26 protein-coding genes are annotated in these 25,171 nt (G+C 59.3%); 10 read left to right on the forward strand and 16 right to left on the reverse strand.

The window, feature by feature from the left end; translation table 11 throughout:
* Nucleotides 1-67: 67 nt before the first annotated feature.
* From secB to smrA, 5 genes are all read left to right on the forward strand, one after another.
* Complete coding sequence (secB, locus tag PP263_RS17715; RefSeq protein ID WP_308365158.1) at nucleotides 68-568, forward strand: protein-export chaperone SecB; 501 nt, start codon at nucleotides 68-70, stop codon at nucleotides 566-568.
* Nucleotides 569-696: 128 nt separating this feature from the next.
* Complete coding sequence (locus tag PP263_RS17720; RefSeq protein WP_308365160.1) at nucleotides 697-1,044, forward strand: GFA family protein; 348 nt, start codon at nucleotides 697-699, stop codon at nucleotides 1,042-1,044.
* Nucleotides 1,045-1,494: a thioesterase family protein gene (locus PP263_RS17725; protein ID WP_308365161.1), complete on the forward strand. Its 450-nt coding sequence runs from the start codon at nucleotides 1,045-1,047 to the stop codon at nucleotides 1,492-1,494.
* Nucleotides 1,487-2,353, forward strand: coding sequence for an NAD(P)-dependent oxidoreductase (locus PP263_RS17730; protein WP_308365162.1), 867 nt, complete (start codon nucleotides 1,487-1,489; stop codon nucleotides 2,351-2,353). Before PP263_RS17725 ends, PP263_RS17730 begins: the two co-directional genes overlap by 8 nt.
* A gap of 19 nt (nucleotides 2,354-2,372) precedes the next feature.
* The gene (gene smrA, locus PP263_RS17735) at nucleotides 2,373-2,966 is read left to right on the forward strand and encodes a DNA endonuclease SmrA (protein WP_308365164.1); all 594 of its coding nucleotides are present in this window, start codon (nucleotides 2,373-2,375) and stop codon (nucleotides 2,964-2,966) included.
* 430 nt (nucleotides 2,967-3,396) lie between these two features.
* Here smrA and PP263_RS17740 read toward each other — a convergent pair whose 3' ends face one another.
* Nucleotides 3,397-3,888 (reverse strand): META domain-containing protein, encoded by a 492-nt coding sequence (locus PP263_RS17740; RefSeq protein WP_308365166.1) that lies wholly within the window; start codon nucleotides 3,886-3,888, stop codon nucleotides 3,397-3,399.
* 64 nt (nucleotides 3,889-3,952) lie between these two features.
* Complete coding sequence (locus PP263_RS17745) at nucleotides 3,953-4,426, reverse strand: META domain-containing protein (protein ID WP_308365167.1); 474 nt, start codon at nucleotides 4,424-4,426, stop codon at nucleotides 3,953-3,955.
* A 120-nt stretch (nucleotides 4,427-4,546) separates the two neighbouring features.
* On the opposite strand from PP263_RS17745, the gene pyk reads away from it, so the two are divergent.
* On the forward strand, nucleotides 4,547-5,983 hold the full coding sequence (gene pyk / locus PP263_RS17750; protein WP_308365168.1) for a pyruvate kinase: 1,437 nt from the start codon (nucleotides 4,547-4,549) through the stop codon (nucleotides 5,981-5,983).
* A 128-nt stretch (nucleotides 5,984-6,111) separates the two neighbouring features.
* Here the strand turns inward: pyk and PP263_RS17755 are convergent, their stop codons facing one another.
* The 7 genes from PP263_RS17755 to PP263_RS17785 form a co-directional block, all read right to left on the reverse strand.
* Entirely contained in the window at nucleotides 6,112-6,564 is a 453-nt protein-coding gene (locus PP263_RS17755; protein ID WP_308368630.1) for a type IV pilin protein, read from the reverse strand.
* A gap of 22 nt (nucleotides 6,565-6,586) precedes the next feature.
* Nucleotides 6,587-9,340 carry a PilC/PilY family type IV pilus protein gene (locus tag PP263_RS17760; RefSeq protein ID WP_308365170.1) on the reverse strand — a complete coding sequence of 918 codons (2,754 nt, stop codon included), beginning with the start codon at nucleotides 9,338-9,340 and terminating at the stop codon, nucleotides 6,587-6,589.
* Between the two features lie 711 nt (nucleotides 9,341-10,051).
* Nucleotides 10,052-10,573: a PilX N-terminal domain-containing pilus assembly protein gene (locus PP263_RS17765; RefSeq protein WP_308365171.1), complete on the reverse strand. Its 522-nt coding sequence runs from the start codon at nucleotides 10,571-10,573 to the stop codon at nucleotides 10,052-10,054.
* Nucleotides 10,574-10,578: 5 nt separating this feature from the next.
* Nucleotides 10,579-11,613, reverse strand: a complete 1,035-nt coding sequence (locus PP263_RS17770; RefSeq protein ID WP_308365172.1) for a PilW family protein — start codon at nucleotides 11,611-11,613, stop codon at nucleotides 10,579-10,581.
* Nucleotides 11,614-11,615: 2 nt separating this feature from the next.
* Complete coding sequence (pilV, locus tag PP263_RS17775) at nucleotides 11,616-12,083, reverse strand: type IV pilus modification protein PilV (RefSeq protein ID WP_308365173.1); 468 nt, start codon at nucleotides 12,081-12,083, stop codon at nucleotides 11,616-11,618.
* 1 nt (nucleotide 12,084) lies between these two features.
* Nucleotides 12,085-12,618, reverse strand: a complete 534-nt coding sequence (locus tag PP263_RS17780) for a GspH/FimT family pseudopilin (protein WP_308365174.1) — start codon at nucleotides 12,616-12,618, stop codon at nucleotides 12,085-12,087.
* Nucleotides 12,619-13,003: 385 nt separating this feature from the next.
* On the reverse strand, nucleotides 13,004-13,129 hold the full coding sequence (locus PP263_RS17785) for a hypothetical protein (protein WP_308365176.1): 126 nt from the start codon (nucleotides 13,127-13,129) through the stop codon (nucleotides 13,004-13,006).
* A gap of 665 nt (nucleotides 13,130-13,794) precedes the next feature.
* On the opposite strand from PP263_RS17785, the gene PP263_RS17790 reads away from it, so the two are divergent.
* From PP263_RS17790 to PP263_RS17805, 4 genes are all read left to right on the forward strand, one after another.
* Nucleotides 13,795-14,844 carry a helix-turn-helix domain-containing protein gene (locus PP263_RS17790; protein WP_308365178.1) on the forward strand — a complete coding sequence of 350 codons (1,050 nt, stop codon included), beginning with the start codon at nucleotides 13,795-13,797 and terminating at the stop codon, nucleotides 14,842-14,844.
* 157 nt (nucleotides 14,845-15,001) lie between these two features.
* Nucleotides 15,002-15,940: a helix-turn-helix domain-containing protein gene (locus PP263_RS17795; protein WP_308365179.1), complete on the forward strand. Its 939-nt coding sequence runs from the start codon at nucleotides 15,002-15,004 to the stop codon at nucleotides 15,938-15,940.
* A 198-nt stretch (nucleotides 15,941-16,138) separates the two neighbouring features.
* Nucleotides 16,139-17,758, forward strand: coding sequence for an alpha/beta fold hydrolase (locus PP263_RS17800; RefSeq protein WP_308365180.1), 1,620 nt, complete (start codon nucleotides 16,139-16,141; stop codon nucleotides 17,756-17,758).
* A gap of 452 nt (nucleotides 17,759-18,210) precedes the next feature.
* Complete coding sequence (locus PP263_RS17805; protein WP_308365183.1) at nucleotides 18,211-19,266, forward strand: AraC family transcriptional regulator ligand-binding domain-containing protein; 1,056 nt, start codon at nucleotides 18,211-18,213, stop codon at nucleotides 19,264-19,266.
* Between the two features lie 31 nt (nucleotides 19,267-19,297).
* On the opposite strand, the gene PP263_RS17810 is transcribed toward PP263_RS17805, so the two are convergent.
* From PP263_RS17810 to hutC, 7 genes are all read right to left on the reverse strand, one after another.
* The gene (locus tag PP263_RS17810) at nucleotides 19,298-19,435 is read right to left on the reverse strand and encodes a hypothetical protein (protein WP_183458199.1); all 138 of its coding nucleotides are present in this window, start codon (nucleotides 19,433-19,435) and stop codon (nucleotides 19,298-19,300) included.
* A 72-nt stretch (nucleotides 19,436-19,507) separates the two neighbouring features.
* Entirely contained in the window at nucleotides 19,508-19,702 is a 195-nt protein-coding gene (locus tag PP263_RS17815; RefSeq protein ID WP_308365184.1) for a hypothetical protein, read from the reverse strand.
* 119 nt (nucleotides 19,703-19,821) lie between these two features.
* Nucleotides 19,822-20,229: a hypothetical protein gene (locus PP263_RS17820; protein ID WP_308365185.1), complete on the reverse strand. Its 408-nt coding sequence runs from the start codon at nucleotides 20,227-20,229 to the stop codon at nucleotides 19,822-19,824.
* Between the two features lie 88 nt (nucleotides 20,230-20,317).
* Entirely contained in the window at nucleotides 20,318-20,599 is a 282-nt protein-coding gene (locus tag PP263_RS17825; RefSeq protein ID WP_308365187.1) for a hypothetical protein, read from the reverse strand.
* 115 nt (nucleotides 20,600-20,714) lie between these two features.
* A complete protein-coding gene (hutH, locus tag PP263_RS17830) occupies nucleotides 20,715-22,262 on the reverse strand; it encodes a histidine ammonia-lyase (protein WP_308365189.1) in 1,548 nt (515 codons plus the stop codon).
* Nucleotides 22,263-22,482: 220 nt separating this feature from the next.
* Nucleotides 22,483-24,159: a urocanate hydratase gene (gene hutU / locus PP263_RS17835; RefSeq protein ID WP_308365191.1), complete on the reverse strand. Its 1,677-nt coding sequence runs from the start codon at nucleotides 24,157-24,159 to the stop codon at nucleotides 22,483-22,485.
* Between the two features lie 96 nt (nucleotides 24,160-24,255).
* Nucleotides 24,256-25,005, reverse strand: coding sequence for a histidine utilization repressor (gene hutC / locus PP263_RS17840; RefSeq protein WP_308365194.1), 750 nt, complete (start codon nucleotides 25,003-25,005; stop codon nucleotides 24,256-24,258).
* Between the last annotated feature and the right edge of the window lie 166 nt (nucleotides 25,006-25,171).

Genomic DNA, 25,171 nt, shown 5'->3' on the forward strand with positions numbered 1-25,171 from the left:
AGGACTTTACAGGGAGTCTTTCTCACGGAAGGCAGAAATCAACTCAATATAATGCACAGGCAGTAACATGGCTGAAGAACAGAACGGCGCAGCGGCAAACGCAGAGGCTTCAAAAGTACAGTTCGCGATGCAGCGCATCTATCTCAAAGATCTCTCCTTCGAGACCCCCATGGGCGCGGAGATCTTCAAGAAGCAGTGGAAGCCCCAGGTCAACCAGGAGCTGAACACCAAGACCGACAAGATCGACGAGGATCTGTACGAAGTCTCCCTGACCCTGACCATCACCATCAAGCTGGAAGACGAGACCGCCTTCCTGGTGGAAGTGAAGCAGGCCGGTCTGTTCGCCATCAAGGGCCTGGAGGGCCAGCAGCTGGCCCAGGCGCTGAACACCGCCTGCCCGCAGATTCTCTTCCCCTACGCCCGCGAAGTGGTGGACAACGTGGTGACCAAGGGTTCCTTCCCGGCCCTGATGCTGCCGCCGATCAACTTCGACGCCCTGTTCGCCGCGGCCCTGGCCCAGGCGCAGCAGCAGGCGGAAGGCGCGAAAGAGGAACAGGCCGACGCCTGATCCCTGCCCGCTGAGCGCAGAAAGGCCCCATTCGGGGCCTTTTTTGTGTCCGGCGTTTCCCGGCTCTGCCTTGTGGCGCAGTGCGACTTGGCATAGGCTCGGGGCATATTCACAAGTGGAGAATTGCCATGGCTCATCAGGGAAGCTGTCACTGCGGGCGCATCGCCTTCGAAGTGGAAGGGGATATCGACCAGGTAATGGAATGCAACTGTTCCCACTGCAGCAGAAAGGGTTACCTGCTGTGGTTCCGTCCCCGGGAGCAGCTCCGCCTCGCCACCGGAGAGGACGACCTGGCCACCTACACCTTCAACAAGCACGCGATAAAACACCATTTTTGCCCCGACTGTGGTTGCGCGCCCTTTGGTTTTGGCAGTATGCCGGACGGGGAGCCGATGGCGGCGGTGAATGTGCGCTGCCTGGAGGGTGTGGAGCCCGGCAAGCTGTCGATCCAGCAGGTGGACGGCAAGAGCTTCTGAATGCAGTGGGATTTACCGCAGCCCTTCGTCTGGAAAGTCACGGTGCAGCCGGAACATGTGGACGGCCTGCACCACGCCAACAACGCCGAGTATGTGCGCTGGTGCGAGCGCGCCGGCTGGGCCCACAGCGCGGCGCTGGGGCTGGATGTCTCGGGTTACCAGGAGCTCGACCGGGGCATGGCCATCCGCCACGCGGAGTACGACTATATACTGGCGGCGAGAGAGGGCGACGAACTGCTGTTCGGTACCTGGCTCACCAAAGTCGACGGGCGCTTGAACATGGCCCGCCGCTTCCAGGTATTCCGCGCCGGTGACCGGGCGCTGATACTGCGTGCCCAGTGGCAGATGGTGTGCATCGAGCTGTCCAGCGGCAGACCCAGGCGGATGCCGGAAGTCTTCAAGGAAATCTACAGCCCGGCAGTCATTGCCCCGGAGGCCGATCGTGAGTGAAGAATTTGTCACCCTGACCGAAAACACCGGTGCCCTCAAAGGCAGAACAGTATTTATCACCGGTGCCAGTCGCGGTATCGGCCGCGCCATCGCGCTCAAGTGCGCCGCCGATGGCGCCAACATTGTGATCGCCGCCAAGTCTGCCGAGCCGCATCCCAAGCTGCCCGGCACCATCCACTCGGTGGCGGCCGAGGTGGAGGCGGCCGGTGGTACGGCGCTGCCGCTGCAGGTGGATGTGCGCGAGGAAAAGCAGGTGGCGGACGCCATGGCGCGGGCCGCGGAAACGTTCGGCGGTATCGACGCGGTGGTGAACAACGCCGGTGCCATCAGTCTCACCAATGTGGAATCCACCCCGCCCAAGCGCTACGACCTGATGCAGAATGTCAACAGCCGCGCTGTCTACCTCACCGCACACCTGGCTGCGCCCTATCTCAAGCAGTCGCCCAATGGGCATATTCTCAGCCTCTCGCCCCCCCTCAACCTGAAGCCCGAATGGCTGGGACCTTGTGCGCCCTATGCGCTGTCAAAGTTCGGCATGACCATCCTGAGCATGGGTTTGGCGGAGGAACTGCGCGAGGCCGGGATCAGCGTCGCCACTCTGTGGCCGCGCACCCTGGTGGCCACCGCGGCGATCGAGTTCGCGGTGGGCAACCGCGAGATGTTCGAACAGAGCCGCAAACCGGCGATCATGGCGGACGCCGCCTATGAAATCCTGCTCACGGAAAACGGGGCGCTCAACGGCTGCCAGCTGATCGACGAGGAACTGCTGGGTGAGCGCGGGGTGAGCGACTTTACCGACTACGCCCACAACCCGGCCAAAGCCGGCGAACTGGCCGTGGACCTGTTTCTCGATCCATAGCGAAAGCGGGGGGAATGAAATGACCAGTGATAGCGATCTGTTTCAGGACGCCCTGGGCGAACTGGGGGACGTGCGCCCACTGCCGCGGGAGCGCCGCGAAAAGAGAGTGGCGCTGAAAAAAGACAGCGCAGCGGAGTTGAACCGCCATATGCGCCGCGAGGCGGCCACCCGCGAAACCGCGGCGGAACTGAACCCTCTCGCCGGCGAGTTCGCGGAGCCGGTGGACCCCTGGGACCCGCTGGAATTCAAGCGCGACGGCGTGCAGAACGGCGTTTATCGCAATCTGCGCCTGGGCAAATACCGGGTGGATGCGCGGCTCGACCTGCACCGGCACACGGTGGAAATGGCGCGCCGGGCGGTGTTCGAATTTGTGCGCGATTGCGTGGAGGCGGATGTGCGCTGCGCGCTGATTACCCACGGCAAGGGAGAGGGGCGCGCGCAGCCGGCGCTGCTGAAGAGCTGCGTCAACTGCTGGCTGCCGCAGCTGCACGAGGTGCTCGCCTTCCACAGCGCGCAGAAGCAGCACGGTGGCCTGGGGGCCACTTATATTTTGCTGCGCAAGAGCGAGCGCAAAAGGCAGGATAACCTGGAAAAACACCAGCGCCGCAAGTAGGAGCGGCCCATGGCCGCGATCGATTTAACTATTCTACATAGGTAACTACCCACCCCTGTGGCACTAAGCCGGGACCTGGGCGGCCCTGCTACCGGCAGCCGTTCGTTCAACAGCCTCATCGGCAAACGTCTCTCGAACGGCTTCCGGTATCAGGGCCTTCTCATCAAGTTCCGGTATCTTTTCCTGAGTCCTGAGCCCCGAGTCCCGAGGGCGAGTAGTTGCCGGCACAGACTGATCGCGGCCAGCGGCCGCTCCTGCACCGAACCGCCACTGTCATCCATTTGTCACACCGCAGCGGTAGGATGCAATCACAACGAAACGCTTGTCTCGTCTCACAAAGTTTGAGGCTTTCGTTGTTCTTCTCTCAATCTTCTTGATTGTCATCGCTGTGGCGGCCAAGTGGCCGCCCTTTTTTAATTCGCCGAATTGATTACTCGATGCTTCCCACGCGCCGGAACTCCAGCCGGGTTTCGCCGCTGTCGCTGCGCAGGATCAGTGAATCCCCCTCCACCTGTGCGCTGTCGGTCCGCGGCAGGGCCTTGAGATAATCCTTTTCCAGTTCGCTGCTCTCGCGGATATCGCTCATGCGGGAAATGGTCGGCGGTTGCGACCAGGAGAGCTCGCCACCGTCGGAGAGGGAAAAGCGGCCGAGATAGGGATTGGAGCCGGCGCTGCCGCGCACATAGCCCAGTTTGTCGCAGATGAAGTAGGGGCGCTCCCGCCAGAGCTTCCGCCACAGCAGGTGCGAACGGTGTTCGCGCCCCTCCACCGAGAGGCTCTCCAGCAGCCACTGATGCTCGCAGATGGAACTGTCTTCCGCGGTTCTCTCCGCCAGATCTGTCTCACCCAATTGCCCGCAGCCGCCCAGGACGAGTAGTGCGACGGCGGCGAGGGGAATCAGTGGTCTGCGGGCTGGTACCATGGTGCGGGTCTCGTTGTTTTTGTGACATTTAACACTAAAAACAGACCGCCGTCTGTGGAGCCGTTCAGGGTCCCACCTTGATATATTCGATATAGATGTCGCCGGGGGGATCGCGGAGTATCAGGCGCTCGCCGCCGGATTTGGTGAACGCCTGGCGGGTGCCGGCCAGGGCGCGAAGATAGGCGTTTTCCTGCCGCATCAGTGGCTCCGGCCCGGCCTTCTTGGTGGAGGCGAAACTGGCGGAGTCCCACAGCAGCAGGCCGGTGTCGGTCACCTGCAGGGCGCCGCGGTAGGTATTGATGCCGCTCTTTCCCACCACATTGCCGTCCCGGTTGCACAGGAAGGTAAAGCGCTCGTTGTCCTCGATGACGATGGCCTCGCCGTTGACCCGCAGTCGCTTCAGTTCCCATTTATTGCCGCAAACCGAGTTGGGATCGCCGGCGGATTGGGTGATCTTGGGGCCGGTGGTGCCCATACCGGCACAGCCGACCGCAACCACAATCACCCCCGCCAGCCACAACTGTACAGCCCTGCTCATCTGTGTCTCGCTCCCTGACTGCCTCTCAAAAAAGCCTAGCTGCTCGCTCATGCGCGGAGAGGGGATTGGTGACAAGCTATTCTTATTTCACTGACCACTAAACACCGGCCACTAGATCCCATGCTGAGACGAACCAAAATTGTCGCCACCCTGGGCCCAGCCACCGACAAGGGAGGTATCCTCGCCCGGCTGATCAAATCCGGCGTGGATATGGTGCGCCTGAACTTCTCCCACGGCGTTGCTGCCGACCACCGCCGCCGCGCCGAACAGGTGCGCACCGAGGCGGGCCGGCAGGGACGCTATGTGGCGATACTGGGGGATCTGCAGGGGCCCAAGATCCGCGTGGGCCGGTTCAGTGAGGGCCGTGCGCAACTGGAGGAGGGCAGCGACTTCACCCTGGCCCCGGACTGGCCCGCCGACGGCGGCAATTCCCTGGGAGTGTCGGTGGACTATGGGAAACTGGCGGACGATTGCACCCGGGGAGACATCCTGCTGTTGGACGACGGCCGCGTGCGCCTCAAAGTGCGGGAGATCAAGGGCCGCACACTGCACACCCGCGTGGTGGTGGGCGGCTGGCTGTCCAACAACAAGGGTATCAACAAGATGGGCGGCGGCCTCACCGCACCGGCGCTGACCGCCAAGGACCGCAGGGATATCGAGACCGCCGCGGAGTTGAAACTCGACTACCTCGCGGTGTCCTTCCCCCGCGACGCCGCCGATGTGGAAAAAGCGCGCAAACTGCTGCGCGACGCCGGCGGCGAGGCGCACATCGTTGCCAAGATCGAGCGCGCGGAAGCGGTGGCGGACGAGGAACACCTGGACCAGTTGATCCTGGCCAGCGACGTGATCATGGTGGCCCGGGGGGACCTGGCGGTGGAGATCGGCGATGCGGAGCTGATGGGGGTGCAGAAACACCTGATCAAGCGCTCGCGCCACCTCAACCGGGTGGTGATCACAGCCACCCAGATGATGGAGTCGATGATTTCCAGCCCGGTGCCCACCCGCGCCGAAGTGTGCGACGTGGCCAACGCGGTACTGGACGGCAGCGATGCGGTGATGCTATCGGCGGAAACTGCTGCCGGCGACTACCCGGTGGAGACCGTCAAGCACATGGCGGAGGTGATCATCGGGGCGGAAAAACATCGCACCCGGCGGCGTCCGCCGCGGGTGATGCAGGAAAACTACCCCGCCGGCGATGCCTGCATCGCCATGGCCGCGATGACCATCGCCAACCACTGCCGGGATATCAGGGCGATCATTTGCCAGACGGAGACCGGCAACACCGCGCGGTTGATGTCGCGAGTGCGCTCGGATATCCCCATCTACGCCTTCTGCCGGCACCTCTCCACCTGCAACCGGGTAGCGCTCTACCGCGGCGTAGACCCGGTGCATATGGAAATGGAGGGACTGGACGGCGCGGAGCGCGACCAGCTGGCGATCGCGGACCTGAAGCGGCACAAACTGCTGAAGCCTGGTGACTTCGTCCTGGTGTCCCGCGGCTATCACCAGGATATTGGTGGCAGTACCGATACATTGCGCATCGTCGAGGTGGAATAACGAGCGCTTTCGTCGCTCCGTCGCAGGCCGGAATTCAGGGATACCGGTACCGGAGCCGCCGCTATTTCGACAGAGACAGTGGCAGCATTGCGTAAAAACGCAGTGGCGGAAATCTCTCCTGTTCCTGATCAACTGCAGGTTTTCTTCCAACACGTTTCCGAAGCATCAAACTTCTCACTATTATCGCGATCCCACTTTTTTTCACCCGCAGAGTTCAATTCCAAGGTGCCATTTTCTTTCTGGGCGCCGATGGGTTTGGCCTGCAAAGTATAGGAAGTCTTATCTGCGTCAGTAATACGCAGGTTATAAAACTTGGCGCCGCCATCCAGCGGGGCCTGGGTTGGGAAAATTCCGGGAGCGCCGGTGTCCTTGTCACCTGCTGCCGCCTTCTTATAGGTGCCATTCTCGGTATAGTGCCGCTCCATCGCCTGCGCCAGCCCCATCAGCGCCCCCTGGGCATCCGCCCTGCGAGTGGTGCGCACATGTTCCTGGTAAGAGGGCCAGGCGATACCGGCGAGTATCCCCACTATCGCCACTACGATCATCAGTTCGATCAGGGTAAATCCGCGCTGCATTTTCATATTTTTCACTCAATCATCCAACTTACAGAGGGGTGACCTCTTCCCAGGACAGGCGGCCCTCGCGTTCGCCACTGCCCGGATCAATTCCTCTCATGCCAAGGTTTCCAGATGAATCGGGGGTTAGCTGTTTGGGACCATTGCCGCCACCAATAAAGCCCGACCTGTTCGGCGATCCACCGGTTACCGGACTTCCCACCAGGCCCTGGTCCGCCATGTTGATCATGCCATCGCCGTTGGCATCGAAGATCCCCCGGTCATCCGGCGCCAGGCCGGTGTGCACATCCACTGACATCAACCAGCCGTGGCCGCCGGCGGAGCATACCTGTCCGGTGGGGATCATGGTGTTGAAGAAGAGGGTGTTGCGCAGCAGGTCCGGAGTGGTGATCACCCGCTCTCCGCCATCTACACCGGCGGGAGTATTGCCGCGCAGCAACTGGATATACCAACCGGATTTCTGGCTCCAGTCGAGCTCCGCGCCGCTCAAGGTGCGGTAATCCCGGCTGGTTCCATCCGCCACACCGGTGTCGGATACTTGGTCGACTGTCCGGGTGCCGATAGTGCGGGCCGCCAGGCTGCCCTTGCCCAACCCGGCGGTGCCGTTGTCCGATACCACATAGAAGCCACCCGGCGTATTGTCGGCCGTATCCGTCTCGGCAAGGTACTGGCCGGTACCGAAAGTGACCAGCAGGTTGGGGGAACTGCCATCGATATAGTCGGTATTCCTCGCAACCCGGGGGCCGCCGGTAATCGGCTCGCCGACACTGAGCAGGGGCTGCGGCGTGGTAGTACTGACACCGCCGTCATCGGTGGTGGTCTCCCCGTAAGCAACCCCCCAACTATCCGCAGAAGTATCGGAAACGTCGAAGGCCCACATATTTCCCTTCAGGTCACCGGCATAGACCCGATCAATGGTGCCGTCCGTATTGGCATCGACAATCGCCGGGGTAGACAGGCCATTCTTGTCATCGGCATCGGCGGTGCTCGTGGAGAGATAAACGCCGCCGGAACCATCCAGGTAACGGATAAACAGGCCGGCGTCCCCCGTGTCGCTGTTATAGCCGTTGCCGAATACCGCCGCCCACTTGCCATTGGCCATGCGGCCTATCTGGGCGCGGCTGAAGCTGAAGCCGAGATTGCTGTTGTCGGAATCGGTAAATTCCCACATAAAAATGGAATCCGCATTATTCTCGCGGAAGCTGCCTGGATTGGTTACATCCAGGGCAAAGTAGCCCTTGCCGCCGCCCCCGAGGTTGCCCACCAGCACGGTTTTCCAGCTGTTGCCGATATAGGCGTCGGTCACCGAGGGTGTGCCGTCCACATAATACCTGTGGCTGTAGAGCTGGGAGCTGAGGGCGTGCAGGCCGCTACTCTGCTGGGTGCTGAGCAGCGCCTCCGGCGTATAGGCTATTACCTCTTCGCCGGCGCTATTGCCGCTGCCGGCGTTGAAACCGTGCAGGAAGCCGTCATTTGCACCCACGTAGACCACCGGTATTCGATCGCGTTGGCTTCTCTGGAAAGTGGCATAGCTTCCCGCCTCGGGGAAGTCTTTCCCGCCCCAGTCGGCATTGGGGACGCCCACATAAACCGGCGTGGAGTTGACGATATCGCCCAGGCGCCCGCCGCGCCGGCGGAACTCCGTGCTCTCTGTGCCCTCCTTGCTGCGGTCGCCGCGCAGGTAGGCCACTCGGTCGGCAGCCAGGTTATCGACAATAGATTCACCGCTGGAGGTATTGATTTCCAGGTCGCGCTCGAGGTCGCCGCCGTCTATCAGCGCGGGGGTGAAGGCCACACCTGCGCCGTCCTTGGAGGTGATCATTACCCGGTTGCCCGGGGGTCTGGCGTCCAGCTTTTCGCTGGCGCTCCAGGAGTCCGTTAGAGTGCCATCGGTGCCGAGGTTAAAGGCGGAGAGGTCACCGCTCCAGTCGCTGCTGTCGAAACTGGCCGCGTAGAGCGCAGACCCGGCTTGCAGGGAGGCGCTATTGAAAGCGATGGAGCTGGAACTGCCGTCAATTGCCCGTACTTTGTTGATAATGCGATTGAAAGTGATAGACAAGGTTTCGGCGTTGCTCGCAGAGTAGACATCCTCCAGGCCGCCACTACCCAAATCGGCAGCATTGGCCATCAAATCGCTGTCAGACACCTGTTCATCGGCGAAGCCGATCACATAACTGATGATATTGTTCTTTACCGGGGTGCCGTCGGGCTTCGTCAGGTCCGGGCGCAGGTCCATATCGTAAAGCGCCTTGATCACATCATCCATGGATGCGTTATCACCGGTAGTACAGCCCTTTTCGCCCTTGCAGGCGTAATCGTAATTGGCCAGATCATCGGAGACGTCCTCGTCCTGGAGCGGAACACCATCGGTCAGCGCCACCATAAAGTTCTTCTGGCAATAATACTGAATGGCGCTGTTAGTACCGGTTCCGGGCTTGGAAACATTCCCCCATTGCGGCTCGCTCTGGAAAATATTCTTCCCCTGTTTTTTTTCCGTTATCACGACGTCCTCGTCGTTTTCTTTTTCGAAAGTCAACTCCTGGGTTTCATAGCCGGTAATAAAATAACGCCCCACATCCTCAAAGCTTTCGCCCAAAGGGGTCCAGCCGTTGGCATTTAGCTCGTCAACGGTGCCCAGCAATCCCGCTCTTGTGTCATCTGTAACACTGGTCAGTCCGCTCAGCATTTTGGCGCCGTCGCCGCCATCATCTCCGCCGAATTGCATAAGGCCGACGCGAACGTCTTCCAGGTCTGAGATCAGGGTAGCTGTGGCGCTTTTCATCGCGTCGACGCGGCGCTGGGTGCCTTCTTTACTGCGAAGAACTTCATTGCCTTCCTTAAAAACATCTGGCTGCCACCACTCCCATCCACGTCGGGAAAAGTACCAATTCAGGAAATGGCCACTGTAGCGAATATTAGCCGCACCTGGACCGGTTTCGGAGGAGTAATAACTATCACTATTGTTGCACCGCCATCGCCACCGCCTTTGCCGATTATCATAATACCATTCTCCGGAACAGGCCGTATCACCGCCGGCCCACAGATAGGCATCGTAGGTTTTGTTATTGTCAAAACAGTTTGAATCCCACCAATTCCGCCTAATCTTCCATTGCTTCCATACTAGACTTCCATTCTGATCTATTTGACGATCCCTGTTATACCAAACTTCTCCAGTAGTCTTATCAACACGGACATGAACACGTCCATCAGTATCCTCAGGATTATTGCACCAATTGGCGTATCCGTAGGTTGCATCCTCGTCATATTCCTCCGGAATCGCTATATGATTCATGGAACCGGATGAGTCAAACATCAACATAATATTCGGCTCGGCCCCACCGAGAGTATAGAGGGGCACATCGGAGATATCCCCCGGTGCCGCCGAAGCGGCAGTGGCCAGGCCCAGGAAAAAAGCCACGATAAGAGAGCGCAGCGGTACGGGCGATATTAATTTACGGGCGGATTGCATTTTAATAAGCATTCTTTTCTTCCCCTACATGGACTTGCCGTAGAGAGTCACCAGGATACGCTTGGTGCCGCCCGGCCCCTCGCCGCGGGCGACTATCCTGAACACTTCGGTATCCTCAAAATCAACTGCCGGCTTGTCCCCACTGAGGTCCACATCCGTGGTATTGGAATCGTCCGAGGCGCGGCCGAACATTTCTATAAAGACGCGCCCTTTCAGAAGACCGTCCGGGCCCTCGAGCGTCGAGTCCCGCTTGGGGGCGTAGGTGTCGCTCCAGGTGCTTTCCGCAAAAATATCCGCGGGGCCCTCCCCCTGGGTTCGGCACCAACCGGTGTTGCCGAAGGTGGAGGTATTATCGAGGCCGTCGATATGCTTTTCCGCTTGGCGCACCATGGACTCCGCAACTTCCAGCGCTATCCTGGCGTCGCGGGCGGCGGCGGTCATGCGCTCGCCCAGCAGTACGGCGCGGGCTCCGGAGATGCCCATCATGGTCAGCACCAGCAGGATGATCAGGCTGACAATCAGTACCGCGCCCCGCTGTCGATTCATTACCATCATATCCCCCGGTTACGTATTTTTGCCGTGGCTGTGTAGAGCTTTCTCAGTCGACCATCGGTGTATTCCGTGCCGTCGATTTCCTGCTTGGAAACACCGACACTGCCGTCGCTGGCCACCAGCAGCTGTACTCGAATTACCGCCACCCCCTCCATCTGCTCGGCGCTGTTGCTGGCATCCTGCCAGGTGTCCACCACGCCGTTGCCGGTGCTGTCCCGGCCGTAGCGCACCTGCATATCCTCGATACCCGGTATCAGTTCCTGGGCCGGGCGGCCGTCCTCGCTCATAAAGAGGGAGGGGGTGTTGGTAACTTCGCTGTCGGCAATAAAGAAGGTGCGGGAATAGGGTCGCAGTATTGTCGAATCCGTGCCGTAGTCCTCTTGCAAGGCAGGGGAAGGGTTCAGGTTTTTGATCCAGCCCTCATCTTTGTCATCGCGACCATCCCGTCCACCTGCATGTACGAGAGTTCTCTTGCCCGACTCGCCGGTTGCCTGGCTCGCCTGCACATTGGTAATGGTCATCAGTTCGCCGGCTTTACAGTTGGAGATCAGCACTATCTGCCCCGGCTGAATATCGCAAGCGGGAGATACATGCAAAGCTTCGCCGGTGACCATCCTGCCGGTGCCGCCGCAGGCGTTTTCCGCACCACTCAAGGTCAGTGTGTCCGTGTTTGCCCGTACGGACTTTCCGCCTTCGGTTCCGCTGGCTACGTTGTTCTTTCCGCGGACACCATTTGCTCCAAACTCGCCGTGGACAGCGGCTTTGTAATCGCTATCGCTCTCATCGAGATGGTTCTGGATGCTGTCCTTGTCCGGCGCGCAGCCCCAGTAATCCGCCATGCGGATTTCCCTGGTCAGAAAATCTATGGCAAAGCGGCCGCTCTCCTGCGCCCGGGAATAGGCCATCTGCATGCGCATGGTGTCACGGTTGCTGTCGAAGACTTGCAACACCCCGAGAAGCAGCAGGGAGCTGAGCAGTATGCCGATCATCAATTCGATCAGGGAGAGGCCGCGCTGCCGGGAATTCATTCGCATGATCAGAGCTCCACTGTCATTTCAAACTCGGCATCTTCCGGAGCGCCGGCGGCGCCGCCGTAGTTTTCCCCGGTGTGCTGCTCCTTCCATTTGACCGTCACTGTAACCTCGCCGCTCTTGCGGGAGACTTCGCCGCTGCCCGAGGGCAGATTCGTTTTGATCAGCTGGCCCCACTCGCGCTTGTCCATGGCGGCGAGTTCCGCGGCAGAACAGCCCCCGCTGCAGTCGCTGCTCCCCGCTTCCGAGCCATCCACTGCGCCGTCGTAGCTGCCTGTCTCCACGCCTTCGAGGTTGGCCCGCATACGCTCGGCCATATCGTGGGCCACCAGGGTGGCCATATAGCGCTGCTGGGCACTGTTGCCGTTCTTCATACTCATCATTTGGGTGGCCGCGAGCCCGAGCAGGCCCACCGCCAGCACCAGCACGGAGACCAGCACTTCGATCAGGGTAGCGCCGCGTTGCCTAAGCATTTCATTTCTCCTGGCTGCCGGTACAGGCGATATTGGTAGTCAAGCGCACTACGCCGGAGGTGAGCAGGGTGAGCCGGCGGCCGTAATTGCCTGTGCGATCGTCGCACAACGCAAAAGTCGTCATATCGGTCAGCCCCGAGACGAGGCCGCGGGCATTGAAGGTGAAACCGATATCCTGGTTGTCGGCGCCACCAACGGCGGCAGCCAGGGTGATATTCCCCGAGTCGATGGTGAATACTCTCAATACCTCTTCATCGTCCTCGAAGTTGCCGTTGCCGTCGTCGGCCCAGACCCGCAGGCCGTTGTTCACATCACTGTCGATAGCACCGACTCCGACTCTTCCGCCGCGGCGCACAGCCTCGGCGCGGGCGTATTGCAGGGTTGCATTGAGGTCGTTGATGGCTGTCACCGCCCGGTTGTCCTTAATCATGGTACTGAAGGACGGAACACCTATGGCGATGACGATAGCCAGGATGGCTATCACACACATCAGCTCTACGAGCGTAAAACCAGCGGCGCGTCTTGGAGCTGTCATTGCTTTCTCCACGCAGAAAGAAAGAAGACCTTTCTCCACGTCTTATCAGTGGCGGGTATGTGCTTGGAGTATTTATGGCAACCCGGAGGCGTATCTAAGAGAGGAAGGGCCGGTCTGGATATTCCCGACCATACGGCCAGCGATAACAGCGGAGAAAACACAACTACAAACAATACTGAAATGTCACTCATATCCCCCCCTTTATGCGGCCAGGTTCATACATAATCCGAACCCGACCCTGTTATTTTTCTGGTGGGTCTGTTGTCATACTAAATCCGAACCGGAAAAATATGCGTGGAATTTAGTTTCAAATGCAGGGAAAATAATTTCAAGTTACAAAAAGCGTACCGTATTCAGTCTGCCGCTTGCTTGAACTTTCGTAGAGTTAATTTTCCAGCAGGTGGTGCCAAATTGTTTTCCCATCAACATAGCCGGTTTCTCCTGAATCTCCAGCCTGGTTATGGACGACAGGATAGCCGGCAAGCGTGTGAACCACCGTTTGAATGGGCATGATATTTCCCCGGAGCAGTCGTGAGAATTGATGGAAATTGGGTGGCGTCTCATCCGAGGCGCGCGGAGAAGGCCTTGCTTAAACTTCTGGAAACCGCATCAAGCGGCTTTTTCCGGACCGGTTTTGGGGTGTCCAGCTGCTTGTGCACGACCTCGCGCTTGTGCCGTATGGATGCGCATTCGCGCGCTGGTTCGATGGGGGCCCTAGCCATCCGCATCACCGATCTCACACAGCACGATATAGCCACAGTCACTTTCGCCGCGAAATGGGTCGCAGTAGACCCGCACGGGGGATGAGGTTGCAATCGGAATCCTGGCCGTCTGCCTGGCCGTCGAGGAACCATCAAAGCTTTATGAAGACGAGTTGGTCACAAGCGGCAGGTTTGGCATGTCGACAATTCGCGATTTTGACCGGATTTGTTGTGTTGGTCTCGGTCATCTATCCAGACGTACTCTACAAAGCTGATTTCATTCATGGTGATATTCATTTAATGTGTACCCGCAGGTAAAATTACCTGCATATCGCAGGCTCCGTAAGCCATAGCCCCAAGATAGGACTTCTTCTCGGGTTGCCGGGGGTAAAAAAAGAGCGCGCGAAGATTAGTTTCCAACTTTCTGAGCGAGCGTTTGAATAACTGTGGCATTTGCGTGGTACTTTTACCAAATATGAATGATCAAAGTGGCAGACCGCCCCCCGACACGAACGAAGCCTCCGGCATTAAATCCGGTTTTATCAAACCGTCATACAGCTTTGAAACATCGCAGATCCCCTTAAACGAGCAGTTCGATAGATATCGGGATGAGCTTCCCGGACATATTGAACGCTCGGATGGAAAGGGAATTTCGGAAAAATTCTTCGTTGACACCAAAGGCTTCAACCTGGGTGACATCCGTGCAGTCTCATCCAGATCCGATGGGTTTTCCTTTTATAGATCCCCGCAGGATGTCAAATCTTATGATATGGATGATTGGGTAGTGGCCGTAAGAACAAAAGGCCATGTAGACGCCAATGTGGACGGGAATACCGTACGCTTCCAGGGAAGTCACCTGGAGCTGCGAAATACGGGGGAGCCATTCAGCGCACACCTCTCCGCCCACGAATCCCTGTATTTTTTCCTGCCCAGGAAAACCTTGACGGGATTGGAAGGAATACTCGACCGCATTTCCGTCAGCGAAAAATCCAAACGCCTGCATCCGCTGCTCGGGCACTATCTGATGGCACTAGGGGCCAGGCTCTCAACCATGACGCCAGCGGAATCTCTGATTGCCGCCGAAACCACCCGGGCCATGATCCGGGCCAGCGTTGCGCGGTCGCCGGAATCGATAGCCGCTGCGCAAACCCCTATCCTGGCGACTCAGCTTGAGGTCGCGAGAAAATTCATCGAGTGCAATCTCGGGCGGCCTGACCTGACGGTGGAAAGCGTTCGCGCCGTGCTGTGCGTGTCTCGCCGACAGGTGTACAAGATTTTTGAAAATCTGGGAGGCGTCGAGCGGTATATACGTTCAAGACGGCTCAGTGCCTGCCTCCGTGAACTCCAGGATTCCGAAATGCGTTGCACCATCAGCCAGATTGCTGAAAGGTACGGTTTCAAAGACGTGGCGGGTTTCAGCCGGCAGTTCCGCGCCCAGTTCGGTGGCCGTCCCAGCGAAGCACGTGAAGCGGTCGGATCGGTGCCGAAGCGCTCGAACTATATTGAATGGCTGAATCGCCAATAAAAAGGCAGACATCTGCCCATTATGCACCACTTATCGGGGCAATCACATCTTGGGAATAACCGGCCGGGCAACTGTCGATAGCAGCAGTCGCATCCGTGCTGACCGTTTCACCACGCTTACGCGGGAGCGGAGCCATCAATTCGCATACTGGAAGGAATTGGTCGCCCCTCTGGTCGATGTGGATCGCGATGAAGCCGTGAAAGGTGGCTATTACGCCAGCGCAAGGGGATATGATCTCGGGTCCCTGCACTTCGCATCCTACAGCATGGATCCGATGCAATACCGGCATACCGAGAATCATGTTCGTGTCTCCGGCATCGACCATTGGTGTCTTACTATTCTCAAACGCGGAAATGAAATCAGCCGTGCCGGCGACCGGGTGCTGATGAGTTCGCCCGGTTCCCTTCAAGTCAGATCTTTCGCTTATCCATTCGTCGGACGTTCCGACGGTACCAGCAGTACCTGCCTCTTCCTCAGCAGGGATAGTTTCCCGGACATTTCCGATATGCTCGATGCTGTGCATCATATGGAAGTCACAGGCAGTCTGGTGGAAGTACTTAAGGAATACATTTTTACTCTTGAAAATTACATCAAAACACTGACAGTTTCCGAAATATCCCTCGTAGTAGAGTCACTCACTTTTCTGCTCTCCGCGGCGCTCAAGCCTGTTGCAAATGACATTGGCGCGGCCGACATGTCGATTGCCGCAGGCCGCTTCAACCTTGCGCGAAAATACATTCAGCGGTATTTGGCATCGCCAGACCTGGGAGCGAATTCGATCTGCCGGGCACTGGGGATTTCGCGCCGGCAGCTCTACTACCTCTTTGAGAGGCATGGCGGTGTCGAAAAATTCATCAGGCAACGGCGGCTTGCGGCTTGCTGCAAGGCGATTGCGGACCCGATGGATCACAGGCTTATCAATACCATCGCTTACAGCTACGGCTTCACAAACCAGGCACTGTTCAGTCGCCAGTTTCGCGCCGAATATGGTTTCAGCCCCACAGAGGCCCGCGCCGCCGGACTTAGCGGGCATACGCCGGAGCCCTCGCCGCCGAAGACTTTTTCGGAATGGTTGCTTCGGACGCGCGGGAGCTAGCCGTCCGGGCCAACCGCACCTCCCAAGCAAGCTCTGCACGGAGAGACAATATTAATGCATTCAGCGCCATTTGGTGGGGCTTGGAAGTAGAGGACAATGAGACAGGCCCGTATGATCGCCGCCAGCACCGGAGCGGCCGCCTTCTCTGCGCCCAGCACACCCGGCGACAGTACCTACCCGTGAAATAAGCAGCACTTGGTGATCAAAACAATGAGAGTTTCGCTGGAGATGCTCGGGGAGTTAAGCATCTTTCACGACGGTAAGTCTGTAATCTTGCCAGCCTCCAAACGGACACGTGCGTTGCTGTCCTACCTTGCGAGGACCGCCCGGCCCCATCGACGCGAACGTTTATGTGAAGTGTTTTTCGAAAGTCCGAATGATCCTCGCGGGGCATTGCGCTGGTCATTAAGCAAGATTCGCCCCTTGATTAACGATGCATCAACAGAGCGGCTATTGGCAGATCGGGAACGCGTAACCGTCAATGCCCCGGATATCGAAATTGACATCAATACGCTGACAGAAAAGTTAACATCCCCCGATTTGCCCTCCTCGGTATTAACCGACATGGCAGGCCAACTACAAAAAACCTTTCTGGACGGTATCGATCTGCCTGACCAGGAGCTCTTCCAGCAATGGCTGGCCGCCGAACGACAGGAGATGAGTCGCTTGCGTGGAAAAGTGCTGGCCCGTTTAACCACTCACTCTGACATTGCCCCCCAGGAACGATTGAGCTGGGCCCGCCAGTGGCAGGCTCTGGAACCGTTCAGTCCCCACGCGGCCACTCAATTGTTGACCCTGCTGGAGCTGCTTGATCACACTTTGGAATTGAACACTTTGTCGCACGAACTGGCTAGGCGTTTCCGAAAGGCTGGGATTGCGTGGCCTCCAGATATGCGCAGCCAAGGCAGCCGGATCTCCGCCGGTGTCAAGGAGCGTCCCACAGAGCGGGAATTACTAGCCCGGCAAAAAGTCCAGTTTTGCACCGCAAACGACGGCGTGCGCATCGCCTATGCATCTGTGGGCGAGGGTCCGCCCATCATCAAGGCCGCCAACTGGCTCACCCATATTGAGCACGACTGGGAGGCACCAATCTGGAGCCCTCTGTTTCGCAATCTCGCCGCTGACCATCGTTTTGTTCGCTACGATGAACGGGGCAATGGCCTGTCCGACTGGAACGTCGCTAATATTTCTTTTGACGCCTTTGTGACCGACCTTGAAGCGGTGGTAGCTGCCACGGGGCTGGATAAATTTGCCCTGCTTGGCATATCTCAGGGCGCCGCCGTATCCATAGAATACGCAGTGAGGCACCCTGAGCGGGTGACACATCTTATTCTCTTCGGCAGCTATGCGGCAGGCTGGCGAATTGGCGCAACTGACGCAGTGGCCAGGGAACGTGAGGCTGTGATGACGCTGACCGAAACAGGATGGGGGAAGGACAACCCGGCGTACCGCCAGATATTCTCATCCACTTTTATGCCCAGCGCCACCGCGGACGAGCTTACTTGGTTCAATGAATTCCAGCGTTTGACGACTTCGCCCGAGAACGCCGTCCGGTTTTTATCCGTATTCGCTGATATTGACGTGCGCGACCGGCTTGCCCAAGTGACGGTGCCGACCTTGGTGATTCATTCGCTGGAAGATCAGCGCATTCCGGTCGAGATCGCGCGCGATATAGCCGCCTCCATTCCCAACGCTGAATTCGTGGAGCTGGAGAGCGACGGACATCTGTTGCTCGGCCGCGAGCCCGCGTCAAAAGTTTTTGTGGAGACGGTAAGAAATTTCATCTCCCGCAAGCGCTGGAATGCACAGCTTGGCTGAGCGCATGCCGGGTTTATCATGCGTGTGTCTGATTCATTTATCCTTTTTTACTTTAAGGGTCTGTGATCCATGTGGAATCAGATGCGGAATTTGGTTTCATATTTGTGGAAAATAATTGCAAAGCACTAAAACAGTACCATCTTCAGTCTCCCATCCCCGTAGAATACCTGCATTGAGCTGAAAAAAATGGCCGTGATGATCCTGAAAGACCCATATTCGATCCTGAGAAATTGGGCGCCATAAAATGGATCAGGCGCCATTGCTCGTTGGGCAGTTGGCGTGGTTTGCCTCACTTGGTTAGTAATTGTTCATAGGCTCTCATCCGGGCCTTTGCCAACTGACTGCAAATGTACTTGATAAAACCTGGTCCCGACGTCGCCCTCAAAGGTTTCACGTCCGGATAAAGTGCCTTAAAGTCCTGGAAAAAAATAATCGAATTTTGTTTCAAACCTATGGAAAATAGTTGCAAGGCGCCACAGCAACATCACCCCCGTTTTCCCACTTCGATGGAGGAGCATCATGTTAGTGCCATTGACGTTGTCTACCTGGCCAGGGAACTCAAACGTCACTCGGTCGTCGATTTCGCACAGATACAGGCTATAGACCACAGGCTTGCGGACCGCGTTATCGAGTTGGAGGAAGGGCGGGATATCTCGGAGTTGATGGAAGAGCGCTATCCGGAATCCTGGATGATCACTCTGTGGCAGCTTGTGGATGCCAACCCCCTTGCAGTAGATATCGGCGCTCGTATGGGTGCTGCTATCGTTTTGCCGGAAGCTCAAGGGCTGCTCATCAGCCTGGTCCAGCATTGCGAAAACCTGGAGGAGGCACTGGAAACCTATCTCGCGAATACCGACTTGGATAACCCATCTGAATCCTGGCAGGTTACCCGGACGAATAACTATATCCAACTGGCTTTTCGTTTTGCTTCAGGGAAACCCTACCCGCGCTGTGCTGTGGTGTACAAGATGGTTTCCCTGTGTCACTGGGCTGAACACCTGTTCGGACAGAGGATCCCCACTTGCTGGGCTGAATTTAGTTTCCCAGAGCCACGGTACGTCGATTTGCTGCAGCTGCTGTTACCCTACGAGCTTCGCTTCGATAGCGATAGAAACGCGTTTGTTTTTCCCGAGGAAGCTCTCTCCCTGCCGTTGCGACAGCGCAACCGTCATCTTAAAGGCATATTGGAACAGAGGATTTCGAGACTGGACTTCGTGGGGAAAGGACAGTCCGTCGAGAAACGGGTTCGCCAGTTGCTGAGGGAAAACCTGGCCGCTTACAACAGCATAGACAGCCTGGCGCAGGCCCTCTGTATGAGCCGGGTGACCCTGTACCGCAAGCTAAAGGAGGCGAAAACCAGCTTCTCCCGGCTGCTGGATGAGGAGCGTCGGCAGCTGTTTGCCCGCCACCGGCACCGGTCGGTGGTGCAGTTGTGCGACCTGCTCGGCTTCCGGGATGCCAGTGCCTATTACAAGGCCCGCAAGCGCTGGAATGTGAAGCCCGGCTGAGCTTCTTGCGGAGATCGGTCTGAAAGGGGGCTCATGGCCGCACGCAGCGCACCAGTACCTTGCTCTCCAGTTCCTGCTCCATACAGTGAAATTGCTGGCCGTTTACGGTCAGTGTGTCGGGGGCTCCCTTGGGCTCGGTTGTGGCACAACCGGCAACTCCTGTCGCCATGGCCGCTGCAAGCAGAATACAACGCAACTTCTGCACCGCGGATACCTCACAGCTTTTCGGGTGGGCGCGAATTCACTCCGCTCCTTTACTGAGCCTAGAGGAAGCATCTGTCAGGGTGAGATTTTTGACGCCATTTTGTATAAAGCTGCGACAGGCGGCAATGCTGTTCAGGTATGCAATATAGCCGTGCAGCATCACCGGGTGGCCGCCGCGGACGAATCCGCGGGCAATGGACAGGTCGATGCCGTTGATGGAACCGGCGATCAATACGGGCGGCTTTTGTTTCCACAGAAAACTCCCACGGCTGTTAGCTCATTCCTTTGAAAATGCTAACAGCGGCGGGAGCGCGGGTCTGTATGACCGAGGTAGGAGGAGTTCAACGGGGCCTAGTGGTGCCCTCTGTAGATACCGTGATGGCCCCGATGGATGCGGTGTCCCCGGTAGATGCGGTCTCCCCGGTGGAGACGATGTCCCCGGTAGAAGCGGTCTCCCCGGTAGTAGTGGTGCCCGCGATAGCCGCGATAGTAGGGGCGGCCGTAGCGGTAATAGGACCGGCCGTAGCGGTAATAGGACCGGCCTTGATAGAAACGATAGCGCGGTTGGTAACGGTAGCGGTAATAGCGCGGCGACGAATAGAAGAAATAGGCCCCGGAGGATGGGTACACATAGGGGCGCGCATAGGGATAGGAGTAATAGGAACTGCCGCCGTAGTAACCGTCGGCCACGCAGGCACTCAGACCGAGGCCGGTACTGACAGTGATGGCGATCAGGCTTGTCTTCAATAGTCTATTCATAGTGCAAACTCCGAAGTGGGGAAAACCCGTTGGTTACGGCTTCCCTGCGACACTGGGATGTCGCTCGCCTTGGGATTCGCTGAATGGGCTAGAGTGGTCTCGCCCGCGGGGGTAGGGGTCCGTAGTAGTAGGGACGATAGCGACGGTGCGGTATGGGCTGGTCGAAGCCGCCATGCCGGTAGTAGTTGGGGTGGCGCACACTGTGACAGACGCCGTTGGGATGGCAGTGGTAGTAGGGGCCGCGGACCTCGTAGTGAGGCCTGCTGGTGCCTCCACCCACGTAGCCGGTATCGGTACAGGCCGGCAGTGTGGCGGCGGCCAGGACGCAGCCGGCTCCGGTGAGCAGTCGCCTGCTGGGCTGGGGCTTCATTTAGACCTCCGCGCCGATTGGCGGGTAAATCGTCTAATTTTCAGCCTAGCAGCATTGGCGCGAATTTCATTTATTTTTTGGCAAGAGAGGGCGAACACAGGGTTCGCCCCAAGGATCAACTGCTGGGCAGCAGTTCCGCGTCGACGAAATCGCGGTAGATAGCACTGGCCAGCAGCGCCTTGCCCTCGGCGATATCCGGGGCGAAATAGCGGTCCCTGTCATAGAAGGAGACCCGCTCGCGCAGCTTGGTTTTGGCGGCCTCCAGCTTGGCCGAGGTTTTCAGCGGGGCGCGGAAATCCAGGCCCTGGCAGGCGGCCAGCAGTTCCACCGCGAGAATGCCGCAAGTGTTGTCGGCCATCTCCCGCAGGCGACGGCCGGCGAAAGTGGCCATGGACACGTGGTCCTCCTGGTTGGCGGAGGTGGGTAGGGAATCCACGCTGGCCGGGTGGGCCAGGGATTTGTTTTCGCTGGCCAGCGCCGCTGCGGTGACCTGGGCGATCATAAAGCCGGAGTTGACCCCGCCGTTGTCCACCAGGAAGGGCGGCAGGCCCGACAGGTTGGTGTCGATCAGCAGCGCCGTGCGCCGTTCGGACAGGGCACCGATTTCCGCCAGTGCCAGGGCCAGGTTGTCGGCCACCATGGCCACCGGTTCGGCGTGGAAGTTGCCACCGGAAATAATGTCGGAATTTTCCGGGTTTTCCTCGTCGGTAAATACCAAAGGGTTGTCGGACACACCGTTGGCCTCGGCCAGCAGGACTTCCGCGGCAAAGCGGATCTGCTGCAGGCAGGCGCCCATCACTTGGGGCTGGCAGCGCAGGGAATAGGGGTCCTGCACCTTCTCGCAGCCTCGATGTGACTCGCTGATTTCGCTGCTACCGCCGAGCAGCTCGCGGTAGGCGGCCGCCACCTGTCGCTGGGCCCGCTGTCCGCGCGCCGCGTGGATGCGGTCGTCGAAGGGGCGGCGCGAACCTTTCGCCGCCTCCAGCGCCAGGGAACCAGCTACCAGGCCCCCTGCGAACAGGTCCTCGGCGGCGAAGAGGCCGAGCAGCGCGAAGGCGGCGGAGGCCTGAGTGCCGTTGAGCAGTGCCAAGCCCTCCTTGGGTGCCAGGGTCAGCGGCTCCAGGCCGGCCGCTTCCAGTCCTTCTTTGGCCGGTTTGCGCTCGCCGTCGACAAACACCTCGCCCTCGCCCAGCAGCACCACGCTCATATGCGCCAGCGGCGCCAGGTCGCCGGAGGCGCCCACGGAACCCTTTTCCGGAATCGCCGGGAAGACGCCGGCGTTGACCAGCTTGATCAGTGCCTCGATCAGCTCTGCGCGCACCCCGGAAAATCCGCGCGCGAGGGAGTTGATCTTCAGTACCATCAGCAGGCGCACTGTGGCCTCGTCCATGAAATTGCCGGTGCCGGCGGCGTGGGACAGAACGATGGCTCGCTGCAGGGTTTCCAGGTCTTTCTGCTCGATACGGGTGTTGGCCAGCAGACCGAATCCGGTGTTGATGCCGTAGACGGTGCGGCCTTCACTGAGCACCTGGGCCACGGTTTTTTCCGAGGCCGCGATGGCCGGGTAGGCGGCTTTGTTCAGCGACAGTTGTACCGGTTCGCGGGCGACGCGGCGCAGTTGTGCGAGGGTCAGTTGGCCGGGGTTGATTTCCAGTTGGTACATAAATTCTCTCACCAAAAATGCCGGGAGCGCCGAGCCCCAGCTCGGCTTTGAGCCGGCGCAGCCGGCTCATCCGGTTGTGTGTTGCATTCTGTTGTTTGTGGCGGGCCCTGCGGCCCGCGAGCCGAGCTGGGGCTGGGTGTTAACTCGCGCCATCCATGGCACTCGGCCCTCGGCCAGCTAAAGCTGTTCAAATCGGCAGCCCTGCCGATTTGTACCGGGCTCAGTCGTTCAGCATCGGCAGGTCCAGCCCCTGCTCCACCGCGCAGTTTTTCGCGATCTCGTAACCCGCATCCGCGTGGCGCATCACGCCGGTGGCCGGGTCGTTCCACAGTACGCGGGCGATGCGTTTGGCGGCGGCCTCGGTGCCGTCGCAGACGATCACCACGCCGGCGTGTTGGCTAAAGCCCATACCCACCCCGCCGCCGTGATGGAGGGAGACCCAGGTGGCCCCGGAGGCGGTGTTGAGCAGCGCGTTCAGGAGCGGCCAGTCGGAGACCGCATCGGAGCCGTCCATCATGGATTCGGTTTCGCGGTTGGGACTGGCCACGGAGCCGCTGTCCAAGTGGTCGCGCCCGATCACCACCGGCGCTTCCAGTTCGCCGCTGGCCACCATCTCATTGAAGGCCAGCGCCAGGCGCGCGCGGTCTTTCAGCCCCACCCAGCAGATGCGCGCCGGCAGGCCCTGGAACTGGATGCGTTCGCGGGCCATATCCAGCCAATTGTGCAGCTGCGGGTTGTCCGGGATCAGTTCCTTGACCTTGGCGTCTGTCTTGTAGATATCCTCCGGATTGCCGGACAGCGCCGCCCAGCGGAAGGGGCCTACGCCTTCGCAGAACAGCGGGCGGATATAGGCGGGCACGAAGCCGGGGAAATCGAAGGCGTTTTTGACCCCTTCCTCGAACGCCATCTGGCGGATGTTGTTGCCGTAGTCCAGGGTGGCGGCGCCGCGTTCTTGCAGTTCCAGCATCGCGGTGACCTGGATGGCCATGGATTTCTTGGCCTCCTTCACCACCAGCGCTGGATCTTTGCGGCGCATTTCCGCGGCCTGCTCCAGGGTCCAGCCTTTCGGCAAATAGCCGTTCAGCGGATCGTGGGCGGAGGTCTGGTCGGTCACCGCGTCGGGCAGGAGTTTGCGCGCAACGATTTCCGGGAAAATATCCGCGCAATTGCCCAGCAGGCCCACGGAAACCGCTTCGTCTTGACTCTTTGCGTCTTCGATAATCTGCAGCGCCTCGTCCAGGCTGGTGGCTTTTTTATCGAGGTAGCCGGTGCGCAGGCGGAAGTCGATGCGGGTCTCGTCGCACTCCACCGCGAGCATGCTGAAGCCGGCCATAGTGGCCGCCAGCGGTTGGGCGCCGCCCATGCCGCCGAGGCCGCCGGTCAGAATCCATTTGCCCTTGGCCTCGCCGTCGAAATGCTGGCGGGCCACTGCGGCGAAGGTCTCGTAGGTGCCCTGCACAATGCCCTGGGAGCCGATATAGATCCAGGAGCCGGCGGTCATCTGGCCGTACATCATCAGGCCCTTTTTATCCAGCTCGTTGAAGTGCTCCCAGTTGGCCCAGTGGGGCACCAGGTTGGAGTTGGCGATCAGCACCCTCGGCGCGTCGGCGTGGGTTTTGAAAACGCCTACCGGCTTGCCGGATTGCACCAGCAGGGTTTCGTCTTCCTCCAGGCGCTTGAGCACTTCGACGATTTTGTCGAAGCACTCCCAGTCCCGCGCGGCGCGGCCGATACCGCCATAGACGACCAGATCCTCCGGGCGCTCGGCCACTTCCGGGTCCAGGTTGTTCATCAGCATGCGCAGCGGCGCCTCGGTGAGCCAGCTCTTGGCGCTGAGCCGGGTGCCGCGGGGGGCGGTGATTTTGCGGCTGGGGTCGTGGCGTTTGTCGGTGGTCATTTTTAACCTCGCAAAAAAATTTTTCCCAAAGCGTCAGATAATTGGCTCTTTCTTGTAGGAGCGGATGGCCGCCCCGCCGCTCCTACAGGTGTATCTTCAAAATCGGAGCTGTGCGCCAAGCCGGTAGCGACTTCCCGGATGCACCAACCGCGCAAAGCTCACGGTGCCAGCGCTGCTCTTGGTGCGCCGCCAGACCTGCAGGCAGGCACTGCCGGCTTCCAGCTCCAGCGCCTCGCCCACCGCCGCCTCCGCGACGATCGCTTCCACTGTGGTGTCCACTTCGGTCAGAGGGGCCACCCGGGAAAGATAGGCGTTGGGGGTGGTGCTGGAGAAATCCTGCTGCAGGTAGTCCGGTGCCAGTTGCGGGTTGGTGAATCGCTCTTCCCATTGGATCGGCAGGCCGTTGTCGCAGTGCACGATGACTGAATGGAACACCGGCGCGCCCTGCGGCAGGTCCAGGGCGTGGGCCACGTTGGCCTCCGCCGCCGTTTCCCGCAGCAGCAGGATGCGGCTGCTATAGCTGTGGCCGCGGGCGCTGACCTCGTCGGCGATATTGCGCACTTCCAGCAGGGAGCCCGCGGGTACCGGCTCGGCCACGAAGGTGCCCAGGCCCTGGGAGCGCATCAGCACGCCCTCGTCGGTCAGTTCGCTCAGGGCGCGGCGCGCGGTCATACGGCTGACCCCGAATTCCAGGGCCAACTGGTTCTCCGAGGGCACCTGGGAGTGCACCGCCCAGCGGCCGGACTCAATCTGCTCGCGGATATGGCGCTTGATGGCGGCGTAGCGGGGCTCTCCTTGCGCCGAGGGCCTTTTACCCCCCGCTGAGGGCTCTCTTGCAGTATTCATGGACTTCGGTAAAGTGCTCCACATGCTTGTATATGGTTGTATATACAAGATTGTGGTTACTATGATGGCCACACCGGCCGGTGTCAAGCCTCCCCTCTGGGAGCCAGCGCGGGATACCATTGGGGAGCCTGCTCGTGAGGATACCGAGCGTCTATGGTTAACAAGA

This window comes from Microbulbifer sp. TB1203, assembly GCF_030997045.1.
In the GTDB taxonomy this organism is placed as follows: Bacteria; Pseudomonadota; Gammaproteobacteria; order Pseudomonadales; family Cellvibrionaceae; genus Microbulbifer.